Genomic DNA, 14,205 nt, shown 5'->3' on the forward strand with positions numbered 1-14,205 from the left:
GCGGGTGGGGCTGCCGTCGGCACCCCCACCCGCGGTGGACCGCCGACTAGTTCTTGATCGCTTCGAGCAGCGGCACGACCTGCTCGATGCCGTAGGGCACGCTCAGCACCGTGTTGAACGACATGGCCGCGCCGATCGGCGGGTCCATGTAGGTGAGGAACAGGTCGCGCTTCTCGCTGACGACCCCGAGCCGCTGGTAGGCGGGCACGGACTTGACCCGCTCCCACGCGCTCTGGTCGAACATGAGCCACACCAGGCGGTCGGCGTCGAGCAGGTCGAACCGCTCCTCGCTGAACTCGGCCACGTTGAGCTGCCCGGCGAGCTCGCCGATCTCGTCCACGAGGGTGAAGCCCAGCTCCTTCATGAAGATGGCCTTCGGGTCGGTCGGCGCGAACGCGGAGTACTGGCCGGGCTTGAAGCTGTCGGCCACCACCATGGTCTTGCCGGCCCACTCGGGGTGCGCGGCCTTGGCGTCGGCGAACCGCTTCGCCACGCCGTCGATCAGGGCCTGCGCTTCCTTCTCCTTGCCCAGCGCCTTGCCGATGTGCAGGGTCTGGTCCTGCCAGGGCGCGGCGTAGTCCGGGAACGCCTTGGGCTGCGCGACCACGGGCGCGATCTTGGACAGCGTGTCGTACTGCTCCTGCTTCATGCCGGAGTAGACCGCGAGGATCAGGTCGGGCTTGAGGGCGGCGACCTTCTCCAGGTTGTACTCGTCGCGCTCGCCGACGATCTCCGGCTGCGTGTCGCCCCAGAGTTCCCCGGTCCACGGCCAGTTGCCGTAGGGCCGCTCCTTGAACCAGTCCACGACGCCGACCGGCTTGACGCCCAGGGCCAGCACCGGCTCCTGGTCGGACAGGCCGAGCGTGACGACCTTCTTCGGCTCGGTCTTGATCTCGGTGGTGCCGTATTTGTGCTCGACGGAGACCGGGAACGCGCCGGTGGCGGCGGCGTTGCCCTGGCTCGTCGCGCCGGGGCCGGCGTCGCCGCCGCCCCCGCAGGCGGCCAGCGCCAGCGCCGCGACCGACACGGCCGCGACCAGCTTGAACTTCGTGGACATCACAGGGTTTCCCTTTCGGAGGCGCGGCGGCGCGCCGCTGTACCAGCTTGGTTTGCTTGACCTGACGAACTGCGGAGCGTGTCAGCTCACCCGTGAGACGCTGATCGCGTACTCGGGCCGCGCGGGCGCGGCCGGGGCGCGGCGGCCGAGCACGGACCGGAGGATCTCCCCCACCCTCACGGACGTGTTGGACAGCAACGACGACGAGATGCCGTGCGTGTGCTCGGTGCCGCCCTGGAGGTAGAGGCCGGCCAGCAGGTCGTCGTCGGTGTCGAGGCGGTAGTCGCGGCCGACGCCGAGCCTGCCGTGCGCGTCCCGGGCGCAGCGCCCGGCCAGGTCGCCCAGCAGCCCGGTCGGGTCGGCCTCGCGGTAGCCGGTGGCGTAGACGATCGCGTCGGCGTCGAGCACCTCGCGCGCGCCGGTGCCCAGCGACTCGACGGTCACCGCCACGCCGTCCTCGCGGTCGTCCAGCTCGGCCACGCGGGAGAGGTTGAGCAGCCGCAGCCGCTGCGCGCCCAGCACCTTCTCCCGGTACACCCGCCGGTACAGCTCGGCGATCAGCTCGTTGTCGACCACCGCGTAGTTGGTGTTGCCGTGGTAGTCCATCAGCTTGCGCTTGACCTGCTCGGGCGCGGCGAAGTAGTCGTCCACGGCGGCGGGGTCGAAGATCCGGTTCGCGAACGAGCTGTCGTCGGCCGGGCTGTAGCCGTAGCGGGCGAACACCGCGCACACCTCGGCGGTCGGGAACCGCTCGTGCAGGAACGCGGTGACCTCGGCGCCGCTCTGCCCGGCGCCGACGACGACGAGCCGGCGCGGGTCGGTCAGCGACTCGACGCGGTGCAGGAAGTCCCGGTTGTGCCAGACCCGCGCGGACGGCCGGACGCCCTCGGGCAACGCCGGGCGCAGACCGGTGGCCAGCACCAGGTTGCGGGCGCGGCGCACCTCCACCTCGCCGGTCGAGGTGCGCGAGACGACGTCGAGGTGCGTGATCACGCCGTCCTCGGTCACCGGCCGCACGTCCACCACGTCGTGGTCGTAGGACACCAGGTCGTCGACGCGGCCGGCGGCCCACTCGAAGTAGTCGTGGAACTCGACGCGCAGCGGGAACAGGTTCTTGTGGTTGATGAAGTCGACCAGCCTGCCCTTGCTGTGCAGGTAGCTCAGGAAGGTGAAGGTGCTGTGCGGGTTCCGCAGCGTCACCAGGTCCTTGAGGAACGACACCTGCATGGTGGCGTCGTCGATCAGCATCCCGCGGTGCCAGCCGAACCGCGGCTGCCGTTCCAGGAAGTGGGCGGTCACCACGTCTTCGGCGCGCGCGTCGGCGTTGTGCTCGGCGACGGCGATCGCCAGGGCCAGGTTGGACGGCCCGAAGCCGACGCCGAGGACGTCGAAGACTGGTGGCTGTGGCATGGCTGTCCCATCGGTGCGAAACGGGGTGATCGAACTTTGGTTACCCTAACCTAAGTTGATCCCTCGCGGGAGTGATCCAGGCCTCTTTCGTGATTAGGGTAGCCTCACCTCGCACTTCAGCGGAAGGCGGACACCGGGGTGAAAACCGTCCACAGGACCGAGGTCCTCAAAGGGGCCGTGACCGGGCAGTGGAAGTCGGTGACCGTCGCCTCGGCGCTCGGCGCGGCGCACCAGGCCGGCGAGGCCGCCGTGCCCCTGCTCATCGGCGTGGTGATCGACGAGGCGGTGCGCACCGGTGCGAGCGGGCGCCTGGTCCTCTGGATCGGCGTGCTCGCGGCGGTGTTCGTGGCGCTGTCGCTGAGCTTCCGCTTCTCCTTGCGCAGCGGGGAGAAGGCGTCGCACCAGGCCGCGCACGAGGTGCGGTCGACCTTGGCCGCCCGGGTGCTGTCCGCGGACGGCGGCGCGGCCCGCGGCAGGCTGTCCGGCGAGCTGGCGAACATCGCGACCAGCGACGCGCAGCGCGTCGGGCAGGTGAACCTGGCGCTGCCCATCGCGTTCTCCGCGGTGGTCGGCGTCCTGGTGGGCGCGGTGGCGTTGCTGCGGGTGTCGTGGGTGCTCGGGCTGCTGGTGCTGGTGGCCGCGCCGGTCCTGCTCGGCCTGGCGCACGTGCTCGGCAAACCACTCGAACGGCGCAGCGACGCCGAGCAGGACCGGGCCGCGCTGGCGTCGGGCGTGGCGGCCGACCTGGTCGCCGGGCTGCGGGCGCTGAAGGGCATCGGCGCGGAGGCGACGGCGGCGCGGCGGTACCGGTCGACCAGCCGGTCGTCCATGGCCGCCGCGATCCGCGCGGCCGGGTCACGGGCCTGGCTGGACGGCTCCATGCTGGCGGTGACCGGCGTGTTCCTGGCGATCGTGGCGCTGGTGGGCGGGCACCTGGCCGCGTCCGGGACGATCACCGTCGGCGAGCTGGTGGCCGCGGTCGGGTTGGCGCAGTTCCTGCTGTGGCCGCTGTCGATCTTCTCGTGGGTCAACGGGCTGCTGGCGCAGGGCCGGGCGTCGGCCGCGCGGGTGGCCGAGGTGCTGGCCGCCCCACCGGACGTGCCACCCGGTACGGCGCAGCTGCCGCCCACCGCCGCCGGGCGGGTGGAGCTGGCCGACGTCGTGTCGGGGTCGTTGCGCGGCGCGTCGTTGACGGTGTCGCCCGGCGAGCTGCTCGGCGTGGTGGCGCGCGACCCGGCGGACGCGGTGTCGCTGCTGGCCGTGCTGGCGCGCGAGGTGGACCCGGCGGGCGGCACGGTGACCCTGGACGGGCTGCCGCTGTCCACTGTGGAGGGTTCGGCGCTGCGGGCGGCGGTGCTGGTCGCGGCGCACGACGCGGACCTGTTCGAGGGCTCGGTGCGGGACAACGTCGCCGCGGGCGGTCCCCGGGTCGACGAGGCGATGGACGCGGCCCGGGTCGACGACGTGGCGCGGGCGCTGCCCGACGGGCTGGACACGGTGATCTCGGCGCGCGGCCGGTCGCTGTCGGGCGGGCAGCGGCAGCGGGTGGCGCTGGCCCGCGCCCTGGCCGCCGCGCCCCCGGTGCTGGTGGTGCACGACCCGACGACCGCCGTGGACGCGGTGACGGAGGTGTCGCTGGCCGCCGGGATCAAGCGGATGAGGGCGGGGCTGACGACGGTCGTGGTGGCGACGAGCCCGGCGCTGCTGGCCGCGGCGGACCGCGTGGTGTTCCTGGCTTCCGGTGTCGTCGTCTCGTCCGGCGCGCACGCGGACCTGGTGGCGGACGAGGACTACCGACTGGTGGTGTTGAGCTGATGCGCGAGTTGCTGGCGACCGCTTCCGGCGCCCGGACCTGGGCGGTGGTCGGCGAGCTGGTCCGACCGCGCCGCGCGTCGGCGTGGGCGGCGCTGCTGGTGCTGCTGGCGGGCACGGCGGTCGGCCTGCTCACCGCGCCGGTGCTGGGCCGGATCGTGGACCTGGTCGGCGCGGGCTCCTCCGCGATCACGTGGCCGGTGGTGGTGCTGGTGCTGGTCGCCGCCGTCCAGGGCGTGTCGACGGCGTTCGGCACGTCGTTGGTGGCGCGGCTGGGCGAGGGGATGCTCGCCGACCTGCGCGAGAAGTTCGTGGAACGGGCGCTGCACCTGCCGCTGGGGCGGGTGGAGGCGGCCGGCTCGGGCGACCTGACCTCGCGGGTGACGCGGGACGTGCAGGTGATCGCCGACGCGGTGCGCAACGCGCTGCCGGTGATGGCGCGGTCGGCGTTGACCATCTCGTTGACCGTGGTCGGCATCGCGGTGCTGGACTGGCGGTTCCTGATCCCCGTGCTGCTGGCGATGCCGATCCACGTGCACACCGTGCGGTGGTACGGCGGGCGGGCGGTGGAGCTGTACGCGGCGCAGCGGGTGGCCGTGGGCGTCCAGCAGCAGCAGTTGCTGGACTCCATCGGCGGCGCGGCGACGGTCCGGACGTTCGGGTTGGCCTCGTCGCACGTGGCGAGGGTGCGGTCGCGGTCGCGGGAGGCGGTCGACCTGGCGTTGCGCGGCATCCGGCTGCTGACCCGGTTCTACGGCCGGCTGAACGCGGCGGAGTTCATCGGGCTGGCCGGCGTGCTGGTCACCGGGTTCTGGTTGGTGGGCGCGGGTTCGGTGTCCGTGGGCACGGCGACCGCGGCGGCCCTGTACTTCCACAGCCTGTTCAACCCGGTCAACGCCGCCTTGGCGCTGGCCGACGACGCGCAGGCGGCCACCGCGTCGCTGTCCCGGCTGGTGGGCGTGACCGACGAGCCGATGCCCGTGCTGGAGGGCCGGGTGCGGCCGGCGGACACCACGATCAAGCTGGCCGGGGTGTCCTACTCCTACGTGGACGGCCACCCGGTGCTGCGGGACGTCGACCTGGAGCTGGCCGCCGGTGAGCGGGTCGCGCTGGTCGGCGCCTCCGGCGCGGGCAAGACGACGCTGGCGAAGCTCATCGCGGGCGTGCACGAGCCGACCGCCGGGTGCATCGCCATCGGCGGGGTGGAGCTGGGGTCGGCGGTCCGGTCGGTCGCGCTGATCACGCAGGAGGTGCACGTCTTCGCCGGCCCGCTGGCCGACGACCTGAGGCTGGCCCGCCCGGAAGCCACCGACGACGAGCTCTCGGCGGCGTTGGCGCGGGTCGGGGCGCTCGGCTGGGCCTCCGCGCTGCCGTCGGGCCTGGAGACCGTGGTCGGCGAGGGCGGGCACCGGTTGACCGTGACGCAGGCGCAGCAGCTGGCGCTGGCCCGGCTCGTCCTGGCCGATCCGCCGGTGGCGATCCTGGACGAGGCGACCGCGGACGCGGGCAGCGCGGGTGCGCGGGAGTTGGAGGAAGCGGCGGCGCGGGCACTGGACGGGCGGACCGGCCTGCTGGTGGCGCACCGGCTCACCCAGGCCGTGACGGCGGACCGCGTGGTCGTGATGGAAGCAGGACGGGTGGTGGAGAACGGCCCGCACGAGGAGCTGCTGGCCGCCGGCGGGCGGTACGCGGAGCTGTGGGCCGCCTGGTCGGGCACCCGGGCCTGAGTCGCGCCGAACGGCACGTTATCCGCCGGCCGGCCGCCGGCGCCCGACCGACCAGGCCCGCCGGCACCGGCAAGGGCGCCTGCGGCTACCGCGACGGAGCCGTGCACACGGGCCGCGGCTGGTGGACCAAGACGGTCCGACACCGCCCGCGGTGGGGACGTGCGGGCACGTCCCCACCACTCGCCGCGCGGAAGTGCCGCTGTGGCAACGGTTCTGCGTCGTCGTCGGACACCGGGTCAGAACAGCACGATCAGCAGGACGATCGCGAGGACCACCGCGATCACGGTCGGGATGGTGGCGGGCGACCTGCGGTAGTGCCGGTCCACCGACGTGGTGCGGAACCAGCTGTGCGGCAGGCGGCGGCGATGTCTTTCGACCCAAGGCATGTCGGCTCCCAACGTGGTTTCGTCCCCCGACGATCACGGTGGTGGTACCCAAGACGACCGGTCGCTAAGCCGAAACGTGTTCTGGCCGACGGGAAGCGCCGGTGGTCCGCGGACCACCGGCGCGGTCGAGGACCGGGATCAGGCCTGGTCGGCGACCGGGGCGGGCCGCCGGCGCAGGGCCAGCGCGTCCGGCACCAGGGTCAGCAGGCCGAGCACGCCGAGGGCCGCGCCGATCCACAGCGGACCGCGCAGCCCCGTGCCCCAGTTCAGGCCGAGGCCGCCGATCCACGAGCCGACCATCACGCCGAGCATGATGCAGGCCGTGTGCACGGAGTTGACCAGCATGTTGTTCTGGCCCACCCGCGCGCCGCGGGTCACCAGGGCCGGGTTCATCGACACACCGGTCAGGCCGATCACCACCAGCGCGAGGACCGCGACCACGGCCGACTGGGCGAACAGCGCGAAGAGCGCCATCGCCGCCACGGCCACGACCAGGCCGACCACGAGCACCTGGATGGTGAACCGGTCGGCCAGCCTGCCGACCACGTTGTTGCCCACGATCGTCGCCACGCCGTAGACCACGAGCAGCACCGGGACGACGCCCGCGGAGAACCCGCTGACCTCGGTCAGGATCGGCACGAAGTAGGTGAAGCCCGCGAACGTGGCGCCGATCAGCAGCAGGCTCGTCGCGTAGATCGCCCACAGCTTGCCGCTGCGGAAGATCGCGAGCTGCCCCGCCATCGGCATCGGCGGCGGGGCCGGCATCGCGGGCAGCGCCTTGACCAGCAGCAGTCCGACCGCCAGCGCGACGCCCGCCACGACCAGGAAGCTGACCCGCCAGCCGAACCGCTCGCCGATCAGCGTCGCCGCCGGCAGGCCGAGGACGGTGCCGAACATCAGCCCGCCGAGCACCAGCGACGACGCCCGCGCGAACTTCTCGCCGCCGACCAGTTCGGCGCACGCGGTCAGCGCCACGCCGAAGAACGCCGCCGCCGCGACCGCGGTGACCAGGCGGGCCACCACCATCGTCCCGTAACCCTGCGCCACCGCGCCGAGCACCTGGCCCACCACGAAGACCGCGACGAGGCCGAGCAGCGCGGTCTTGCGCGACATCTTCAGCAGCGCCACGGTCAGCAGCGGGCCGCCGACCGCCATCGCGCCCGCGTAGACGGTCACGAGGTAGCCGACGGCCGCGAACGACACCTCGAACTCGGCGGACAGCGCGGGCATCAGCCCCGACACCATGTACTCGCTGGTGGTCAGGGCGAAGATGCCCAGGCCGAGGACGTAGACGGCTAACGGCATCGGTACGGACTCCCGAAGAGGTTCAGCGGTGCGGCGACGCCGGCGCGGGCCGGCGACGCGTCAGATGTTGGTGATGATCCGGTCGATGAAGCCGTACTCCAAGGCCTCCTCGGCGGTGAACCACTTGTCGCGGTCCGCGTCCCGCTCGATGGTCTCGACCGTCTGACCGGTCTGCTCGGCGGTGATCCGGGCCATCCGCTTCTTCATCTGGGTGAAGATCGTCGCCTGGATCTCGATGTCGGTCGCCGTGCCGCCGATGCCCGCGGACGGCTGGTGCATCAGCACCCGCGTGCTGGGCAGCACGAAGCGCTTGCCGCGCGCGCCCGAGGAGAGCAGGAACTGGCCCATCGAGGCCACGAAACCGAGGCCGATCGTGGACACGTCGGGCTTGATGTGGTTCATCGTGTCGTAGATGGCCATGCCCGCCGTGACCGAACCGCCCGGCGAGTTGATGTACATCTGGATGTCGGCCTCGTCGTCCTCGGCCGCGAGCACCAGTAACTGCATGGTCAGCCGGTTGGCGACCTCGTCGTTCACCTCGGAGCCGAGCAGCACGATCCGCGACCGCAGCAGCTGCTCGTACAGCGGGTCGTGCGCCATCGGAGTTTGCGTGTTCGAGCGGGCCAGGATCGCTGCCGCGAGGTCCACCGTTCCCCCATGTTCCTCTGTGAAGAATGCCGTTCGACTACGGAACGTAGCCTGATCGTCGCAACGCAATCAACTCGACGGCCCGCAGTTCGCTAGTGGCGAACCTACCGCCGGCGGGTCTCGGACGGCGCGTCGCCGAGCAGCACGGTCGCCGCGTAACCGAGCGAGTTGCCCCGCACGCGCACGACGGTCAGCCCGCACTCGCGCAGCAGCGCCCGGAACCGGGGTTCGCTGAACGACCTGGAGTAGAAGCCGTCGGCGCCGGTGAACAGCACGCCGCCGTCGCCGGTCAGCTCGAACTCCAGACCGCGCACGCCGCACCTCGTGTAGTAGGCGTGCCGGACCTTCGTGGCCTCCAGGCTCTCGCCGAACACCGAGATGACCGCCGCGCCGGACGCGCCCGCCAGGGACCGCAGCAGCCGCAGCGGGTGGCGGAAGTTGCCCAGCAGGTTGAACGGCAGCATGTACAGCGGCCGCTCGCCCACCAGGTCCCGGTCCCACCGGTGGTGGTTGAACAGGTCGTCCACCAGCGTGCGCGCCCGTTCGCCCAGTCCCTCTCGCTCGATGCGCGCGGCGAGCGTGGCGACCGCCCGCGCGTCGAGGTCGACGCCCAGGTAGCGCGCGCCGAGGTGCCTTGCGACCTCCAGCGCGCGCCCGTCGTAGCAGCCGAGCTCGACCAGCGTGTCGCAGCCCAGGTAGGGCATGGCCTCGACGGTGGCCAGGCTCTCCATCTGCAGCAGCGGCAGGACGTCGTCGGGGAAGTTGGCCAGGGTCATGATGGTCGCCGGGCCCGCCGGGCGCGCGTAGAAGGCGGACTCCGGCTGGTGCTCGACCGCCAGCGCCTGGTGCTGGCCGATGTGTTCTTCGAACAGGTCCGACATCTGAAGCGCAGACTCCTCCGGTGTGGGCGGAACGATCACGCGCGCCTGACGCGTGGCGCGGTGAACCGCCGGTACACGACGTCGCGCAGCACGTCCTCGCCGCCTTCGACCAGCGAGACGTGGCGCAGGTCGCGCACCAGCGCGCCGATCGGGACCTCGTCGGTGTAGCCGAGGCCGCCGAACACCTCGGAGCCGGTGCCCGCCACCCGCCAGCCGGCCTGGCCGCAGAACACCTTGGCGACCAGCGCGGACTTCAGCGCGCCGCGCCGGGCGAACCGCCGCGCCGCGTCGGGGTCCGCCCGCACGGCGTCGAAGTCGTCCGCCGCGGTGCGGCACTGGCTGCGCATCGTCTCGATCTCGATCTCGACCTGGGCCATCTTGTCGGCGAACAGCGGGTGCTTGCCGAGCACGCCGTCGCGCAGCCGCCTGCCGGCGGCGAAGTCGAGGCACAGGTCGCGGACGCGCCTGGCCATGCCGACGGCGGTGGCCGCGATGAGCACGCGGCTGGCGTTGAGCCCCACCTCCAGCAGCCGCAGGCCGTGCCCGTCGAGCACGTTGCCCGCGGGCACGGCGCAGTCGGCCAGCGTGACCCGGTGCACCGGCGAGCCGGTCAGGCCGGTGGTGCGCCACGGCTCGGACACCACCACCCCGTCCGCGTCGCGCGGCACGACGACGGCCACGTGCGGGTGGTCGTCGGCGCCGGCCTCGTGCCGCGCCACCACGAGCAGGTAGCGGGCGCTGTCGGCGTTGGTGGAGAACAGCTTCTCGCCGGTGACGACCACGGTGTCGCCCTTGGGCACGGCCGTGGTCCGCAACCGGTCGAGCTCGCTGCCCACGTCCCGCTCGGTGACGGCGGTGGCGAAGAAGCCGCCCTCCCGGCCGAGGTCGCCGAGCACGTCGGCGCGCAGCCGGTCGTCGCCGTAGAGCGACACCAGCGTGGAGCCGATCACGCCCACCAGGGACGAGAAGGCGAACCCGGCGTCGGCGTAGGCCAGCTCGTCGACCACGTCGACGCCGTCGCGCAGGGACAGGCCGCGGCCGCCGTGCTCGACGGGCAGCCACCAGTTCGCCAGCCCGGCGGCGTGCCAGGCCGCCGTGCGGGTCGCGAGGTCGGCGGGCCCGTCGAGCAGGTGCGTCCGGGCGAACGCGCGCACTTCCTGACGCAGGTCCATGACCTACGCGGACCGGGCCCTGGTGGCGAACCGGAGCAGCCCGCCGACGGTCTCCACCTCGTCCAGCTCCTCGTCCGAGGCGACGACCCCGAACTCCTTGCGGAGCTTCATCGCGAGCTCCACCAGGACCAGCGAGTCGAACCCCAGGTCCTCCAGCGGGGTGTCCGCCGTGATGTCCTCGGCGGGCACCTCGCTGATCTCGCTGATCAGCACGACGAGCCGGTCTTCGACCGCAGAACGCATGACTGGTTCCCCCTAGCTGCCGATGTCGGTGATCTTGGGCCAGCGCACCGCGACCGACCCCCAGGTCAGTCCCGCGCCGAACCCCGTGAGCACGACGTTGTGCCCCGATCTCAAGCCTTGGTGGCGCATCCCGTGCCCGAGCGCCAGCGGGATCGACGCGGCGACGGTGTTGCCGACGTCGGCGATGTTGCTGACCACGCGCTCGGCGGGCAGGTCGAGCTGGTCGGCGACGGCGGCCAGGATGCGGGCGTTGGCCTGGTGCGGCACCAGCCGGTCCACGTCCGCGGTCGTCCAGCCGACCTGGTCCAGCACCCGGTGCACCGAGTCGGTCATCGCGGTGACCGCCTTGGTGAACACCGGCTTGCCCTCCATGTGGAAGTAGCCGCGCGTCGTGCCCGCCGCCCGTTCGGCCCGGCCGACGGCGGGCACCTCGAGCAGCCCGACGTGCTCGCCGTCGCTGCCGAGGTCGAACGCGAGCAGCGCGCCGTCCTCGTCCGACTCGCCGGCGCGCAGCACGACCGCGCCCGCGCCGTCGCCGATGAGCGCCCTGGTGGCCCGGTCCGCCGGGTCCAGGGTCTCGCTGAACGTGTCCGCGCCGATGAACAGCGCGCTGTCGAACAGCCCTGCGTTGATCATGGACGCGCTGGTGGCCAGGCCGTAGACGAACCCGGTGCAGGCGGCCGACACGTCGAACGCGGGCGTGCCGGACATGCCCAGGCGCGACGCCACGGTGGGCGCGGTGGCCGGGCACTGCCGGTCCGGGGTGGTGGTGGCGACCACCACCAGGTCGACCCGCGTCACGCCCGCCGAGGCCAGGGCGCGTTCACCGGCCGCCACCGCCAGGTCGCCGGTGGTGGTCCGCTCGTCCGCGATGTGCCGCTGCCGGATGCCGGTGCGGGTGCGGATCCAGGTGTCGGAGGTGTCGAGCACCTCGGCGAGCATGTCGTTGGTCAGCACGTCGGGCGGCACGTGGGTGCCGAGCCCGGCGAGCACCGCGGCCCGTGCCACGGCTCAGCCCTGCACGATCGCGGCGGCGGCCTCGGCCCCGCCGAGCGCTTCCATGTGCTTGACCGGGTTCCAGAAGTCCCGGTACAGCGTGATGTGCTCGCCGTCGGTGCGCAGGACGGAGATGTAGTCCTGGGAGAGCGTGCCGCCGGACTGGGTGGCCGTGCCGTCGCCGTGGAACTCGCCGATGGCCAGGTCCTCGTCGGCGGTCGGGTAGAAGGTCACCTCGGTGAACTTCACCGTCAGGTGCTCGGGGAACTTCTGCATGTGCTGCCAGATGGCCTCGCGGCCCTCGAAGCGGTTGGGCCAGCCGGGCGGGGCGTAGGGGAACTCCAGCACGCCTTCGGGGTGGAACAGGTCGCACCAGCCGCGGGCGTCGCCGTTCTCCAGCAACTCCAGGCTGCGGGTCAGGATCTCCTGGGCGTTCATGCGGACGTCCTTCCGGTGAGCACGGGCTGTGGGGTGACGGGCACGCTGATCAGCGCGCGCAGGAACGTGATCGGCAGCCAGACCAGCTCGCCGTGCGGCACGGCCAGGCGCAGGTCCGGGAAGCGGTCGAGGAGCTTGCCGATCGCGACCCTGGCTTCGAGCCGGGCCAGCGGCGCGCCGACGCAGTAGTGCACGCCGTGGCCGTAGCCGAGGTGCCCGTCGGCCTTGCGGGTGAGGTCGAGCCGGTCCGGGTCGTCGAACCGCTCGGGGTCGTGGTTGGCGGTGAGGTTCGAGACCAGCACGTACTCCCCCGCCGGGATGGTGACGTCGCCGAGGTCGACGTCCTCGACGGTGAACCGGAGCATCGACGCGCGGACCGCGCTGTCGTAGCGGACCAGCTCCTCCAGCGCGTTGGGCAGCAGGTCGGGGTTCGCGCGCAGCGCCGCGGCCTGCTCGGGGTGCACGAGGAGCGTGACGACCGCGTTGCCGATCATGTTCATGGTCGTCTCGAACCCGGCCATGAGCAGCAGGTGCGACATGGCCACGAGCTCGGTCGGCGACAACCCGCCGTCCTCGTCCGCCGCCTGCACGAGCGCGCTGAACACGTCGTCGGCCGGGTCGCGGCGCTTGGCCTCCAGCAGGCCGCGCAGGTAGTCCGCCTGCTCCTCGGCCAACGCCTCGGCGGCCTCCGGCGACAGCAGCTCGGCCTGCCGCTCCCACGCCGAGCGCACGTGGTCGCGTTCGGCCGGCGGCACGCCGAGCAGCTCGCAGATCACGCCGATGGTCAGCGGGACGGCGAAGTCGCCCATCAGGTCGGCCTGCTCGCGCGCGGCCATCGCGTCCAGCAGCTCGTCGGTCAGCCGCTCGATGTGCGGGCGCAGCAGCTCGACCCGGCGGCTGGTGAACGCGCGGCCGACCAGGGCGCGCAGCCGGGTGTGGTCGGGCGGGTCGGCGTTGAGCATATGGGCGGTGAGGGAGGCGCCGATGGCCGCCCGCTGCTCCCCCGTGCGCTCGGCGTACAGCTCGGCCGCCTGCTTCGCGTCCCGCCGCACGCCGGGGTGCGAGAGCACCTTCTTGGCGTCGGCGTACCGGGTGACGACCCACACCGGGTGGTCGGGCGCGAGGTGGGCGGGCCGGGGCGCGCCGTCGACCTGGAGGCCGTCGTAGAGCGGGTGCAGCGGCGAGATCAGCTCTTCGCCGAGCCGGAGTTCAGGACCCGACACGGTGCGCCTCCTGGTCGGTCGGGAGCGGGGTGACGATCTTGCTGAACATCGAGTCGACGGCGCGGTCGGGCAGCACCCTCGCCAGCACCGTGCCGCGCCGGACGTCGGCGCCGACCCGGTAGCGGGTCTTCGGCTTCACCGAGGTGAGCGCGGCCCGGATGGCGACGGCGACCTCGGCGGGCCGGGTCTTGCTGTCCTTCGCGGTCTGCTCGTTGAACTGCAGGAACCGCAGGAACGTCGCCCGGTAGAGGTCGGCGACCGCGGCGGGCGCGCCGGCCAGCGCGTCGTGGCCGTCCTGGGCGATCTTGGCCCAGATCGGGGTCCAGATGGAGCCGGGGCAGACCACGGACACCGCCACGCCCAGCGGGGCCAGCTCGCGGCGCAGCGCGTCGCTCATGCCCTCCTTGGCGAACTGCGCCGCCGAGTACGGCCCCAGGTACGGGATCGCGACGGTGCCGAGCCCGGAGGTCACGTTGACCAGCCGGCCGCGGGCGGCGCGCAGCAGCGGCAGGAACGCCTGGGTCACCGCGAGCTGGCCGACCACGTTGACCTCGAGCTGCCGGCGCAGCAGGTCGGTCGACACGACCTCCAGCGGCGCGGAGATGCAGATGCCCGCGTTGTTCACCAGGCCCCACAGGCCGCGGTCGCCGACCTTCTCGGCCACCTCGTCGGCCGCGGCGGTGATGGACGCCTGGTCGGTCACGTCGAGCACGACGTGCTCGGCCCGGCCGGACGGGCAGTCGGCCACGAGCCGGTCGCCGTCCTCGGTCTTGCGCACCGCGGCCAGGACCCGGAAGCCCCGCTCGGCCAGGTGCAGCGCGGCTTCCCGGCCGAGGCCGGTCGACGCGCCGGTGATCAGCACGGTCCTGCCGGTCGGCGGCAGTGCCTTGGCGGTGAACACCATCTA

General features: G+C 72.7%; 14 protein-coding genes. 2 read left to right on the forward strand and 12 right to left on the reverse strand.

What is annotated here, in order from left to right:
• Positions 1–46 precede the first annotated feature (46 nt).
• Positions 47–1,057 (reverse strand): iron-siderophore ABC transporter substrate-binding protein, encoded by a 1,011-nt coding sequence (locus EDD40_RS08310; RefSeq protein ID WP_123742391.1) that lies wholly within the window; start codon positions 1,055–1,057, stop codon positions 47–49.
• Positions 1,058–1,138: 81 nt separating this feature from the next.
• Complete coding sequence (locus EDD40_RS08315) at positions 1,139–2,467, reverse strand: lysine N(6)-hydroxylase/L-ornithine N(5)-oxygenase family protein (RefSeq protein ID WP_123742392.1); 1,329 nt, start codon at positions 2,465–2,467, stop codon at positions 1,139–1,141.
• A gap of 177 nt (positions 2,468–2,644) precedes the next feature.
• Between EDD40_RS08315 and EDD40_RS08320 the strand changes: the two genes are divergently transcribed.
• Together EDD40_RS08320 and EDD40_RS08325 are read left to right on the forward strand one after the other, a co-directional pair.
• The gene (locus EDD40_RS08320) at positions 2,645–4,282 is read left to right on the forward strand and encodes an ABC transporter ATP-binding protein (RefSeq protein ID WP_246037536.1); all 1,638 of its coding nucleotides are present in this window, start codon (positions 2,645–2,647) and stop codon (positions 4,280–4,282) included.
• Positions 4,279–6,006, forward strand: coding sequence for an ABC transporter ATP-binding protein (locus EDD40_RS08325; RefSeq protein ID WP_123747847.1), 1,728 nt, complete (start codon positions 4,279–4,281; stop codon positions 6,004–6,006). The genes EDD40_RS08320 and EDD40_RS08325 overlap by 4 nt, the downstream gene beginning before the upstream one ends.
• Before the next feature lie 236 nt (positions 6,007–6,242).
• On the opposite strand, the gene EDD40_RS41565 is transcribed toward EDD40_RS08325, so the two are convergent.
• From EDD40_RS41565 to EDD40_RS08370, 10 genes are all read right to left on the reverse strand, one after another.
• Entirely contained in the window at positions 6,243–6,392 is a 150-nt protein-coding gene (locus tag EDD40_RS41565) for a hypothetical protein (protein WP_170185001.1), read from the reverse strand.
• Positions 6,393–6,530: 138 nt separating this feature from the next.
• Positions 6,531–7,697, reverse strand: a complete 1,167-nt coding sequence (locus EDD40_RS08330; RefSeq protein ID WP_123742394.1) for an MFS transporter — start codon at positions 7,695–7,697, stop codon at positions 6,531–6,533.
• Positions 7,698–7,757: 60 nt separating this feature from the next.
• Positions 7,758–8,297: a ClpP family protease gene (locus tag EDD40_RS08335; RefSeq protein WP_123747848.1), complete on the reverse strand. Its 540-nt coding sequence runs from the start codon at positions 8,295–8,297 to the stop codon at positions 7,758–7,760.
• A 152-nt stretch (positions 8,298–8,449) separates the two neighbouring features.
• Positions 8,450–9,226, reverse strand: a complete 777-nt coding sequence (locus EDD40_RS08340) for a class I SAM-dependent methyltransferase (RefSeq protein WP_123742395.1) — start codon at positions 9,224–9,226, stop codon at positions 8,450–8,452.
• Between the two features lie 35 nt (positions 9,227–9,261).
• Positions 9,262–10,398: an acyl-CoA dehydrogenase family protein gene (locus EDD40_RS08345; protein WP_123742396.1), complete on the reverse strand. Its 1,137-nt coding sequence runs from the start codon at positions 10,396–10,398 to the stop codon at positions 9,262–9,264.
• A 3-nt stretch (positions 10,399–10,401) separates the two neighbouring features.
• Complete coding sequence (locus EDD40_RS08350) at positions 10,402–10,641, reverse strand: acyl carrier protein (RefSeq protein ID WP_123742397.1); 240 nt, start codon at positions 10,639–10,641, stop codon at positions 10,402–10,404.
• 12 nt (positions 10,642–10,653) lie between these two features.
• A complete protein-coding gene (locus tag EDD40_RS08355; RefSeq protein WP_123742398.1) occupies positions 10,654–11,649 on the reverse strand; it encodes a beta-ketoacyl-ACP synthase III in 996 nt (331 codons plus the stop codon).
• Positions 11,650–11,652: 3 nt separating this feature from the next.
• The gene (locus EDD40_RS08360) at positions 11,653–12,075 is read right to left on the reverse strand and encodes a nuclear transport factor 2 family protein (RefSeq protein WP_123742399.1); all 423 of its coding nucleotides are present in this window, start codon (positions 12,073–12,075) and stop codon (positions 11,653–11,655) included.
• A complete protein-coding gene (locus EDD40_RS08365) occupies positions 12,072–13,298 on the reverse strand; it encodes a cytochrome P450 family protein (RefSeq protein WP_123742400.1) in 1,227 nt (408 codons plus the stop codon). Before EDD40_RS08365 ends, EDD40_RS08360 begins: the two co-directional genes overlap by 4 nt.
• Positions 13,285–14,202, reverse strand: coding sequence for an SDR family oxidoreductase (locus EDD40_RS08370; protein WP_123742401.1), 918 nt, complete (start codon positions 14,200–14,202; stop codon positions 13,285–13,287). Before EDD40_RS08370 ends, EDD40_RS08365 begins: the two co-directional genes overlap by 14 nt.
• Positions 14,203–14,205 lie beyond the last annotated feature (3 nt).

Origin of the sequence: Saccharothrix texasensis, from assembly GCF_003752005.1 — a bacterium.
In the GTDB taxonomy this organism is placed as follows: Bacteria; Actinomycetota; Actinomycetes; order Mycobacteriales; family Pseudonocardiaceae; genus Actinosynnema; species Actinosynnema texasense.

Excerpts from the sequence above, each read along its gene's own strand:
- EDD40_RS08330 (WP_123742394.1), bottom strand. The coding sequence starts at position 7,697 with ATGCCGTTAGCCGTCTACGTCCTCGGCCTGGGCATCTTCGCCCTGACC.
- EDD40_RS08360 (WP_123742399.1), bottom strand. The coding sequence starts at position 12,075 with ATGAACGCCCAGGAGATCCTGACCCGCAGCCTGGAGTTGCTGGAGAAC.
- EDD40_RS41565 (WP_170185001.1), bottom strand. The coding sequence starts at position 6,392 with ATGCCTTGGGTCGAAAGACATCGCCGCCGCCTGCCGCACAGCTGGTTC.
- EDD40_RS08345 (WP_123742396.1), bottom strand. The coding sequence starts at position 10,398 with ATGGACCTGCGTCAGGAAGTGCGCGCGTTCGCCCGGACGCACCTGCTC.
- EDD40_RS08315 (WP_123742392.1), bottom strand. The coding sequence starts at position 2,467 with ATGCCACAGCCACCAGTCTTCGACGTCCTCGGCGTCGGCTTCGGGCCG.
- EDD40_RS08370 (WP_123742401.1), bottom strand. The coding sequence starts at position 14,202 with ATGGTGTTCACCGCCAAGGCACTGCCGCCGACCGGCAGGACCGTGCTG.
- EDD40_RS08335 (WP_123747848.1), bottom strand. The coding sequence starts at position 8,297 with ATGGCGCACGACCCGCTGTACGAGCAGCTGCTGCGGTCGCGGATCGTG.
- EDD40_RS08350 (WP_123742397.1), bottom strand. The coding sequence starts at position 10,641 with ATGCGTTCTGCGGTCGAAGACCGGCTCGTCGTGCTGATCAGCGAGATC.
- EDD40_RS08340 (WP_123742395.1), bottom strand. The coding sequence starts at position 9,226 with ATGTCGGACCTGTTCGAAGAACACATCGGCCAGCACCAGGCGCTGGCG.
- EDD40_RS08310 (WP_123742391.1), bottom strand. The coding sequence starts at position 1,057 with ATGTCCACGAAGTTCAAGCTGGTCGCGGCCGTGTCGGTCGCGGCGCTG.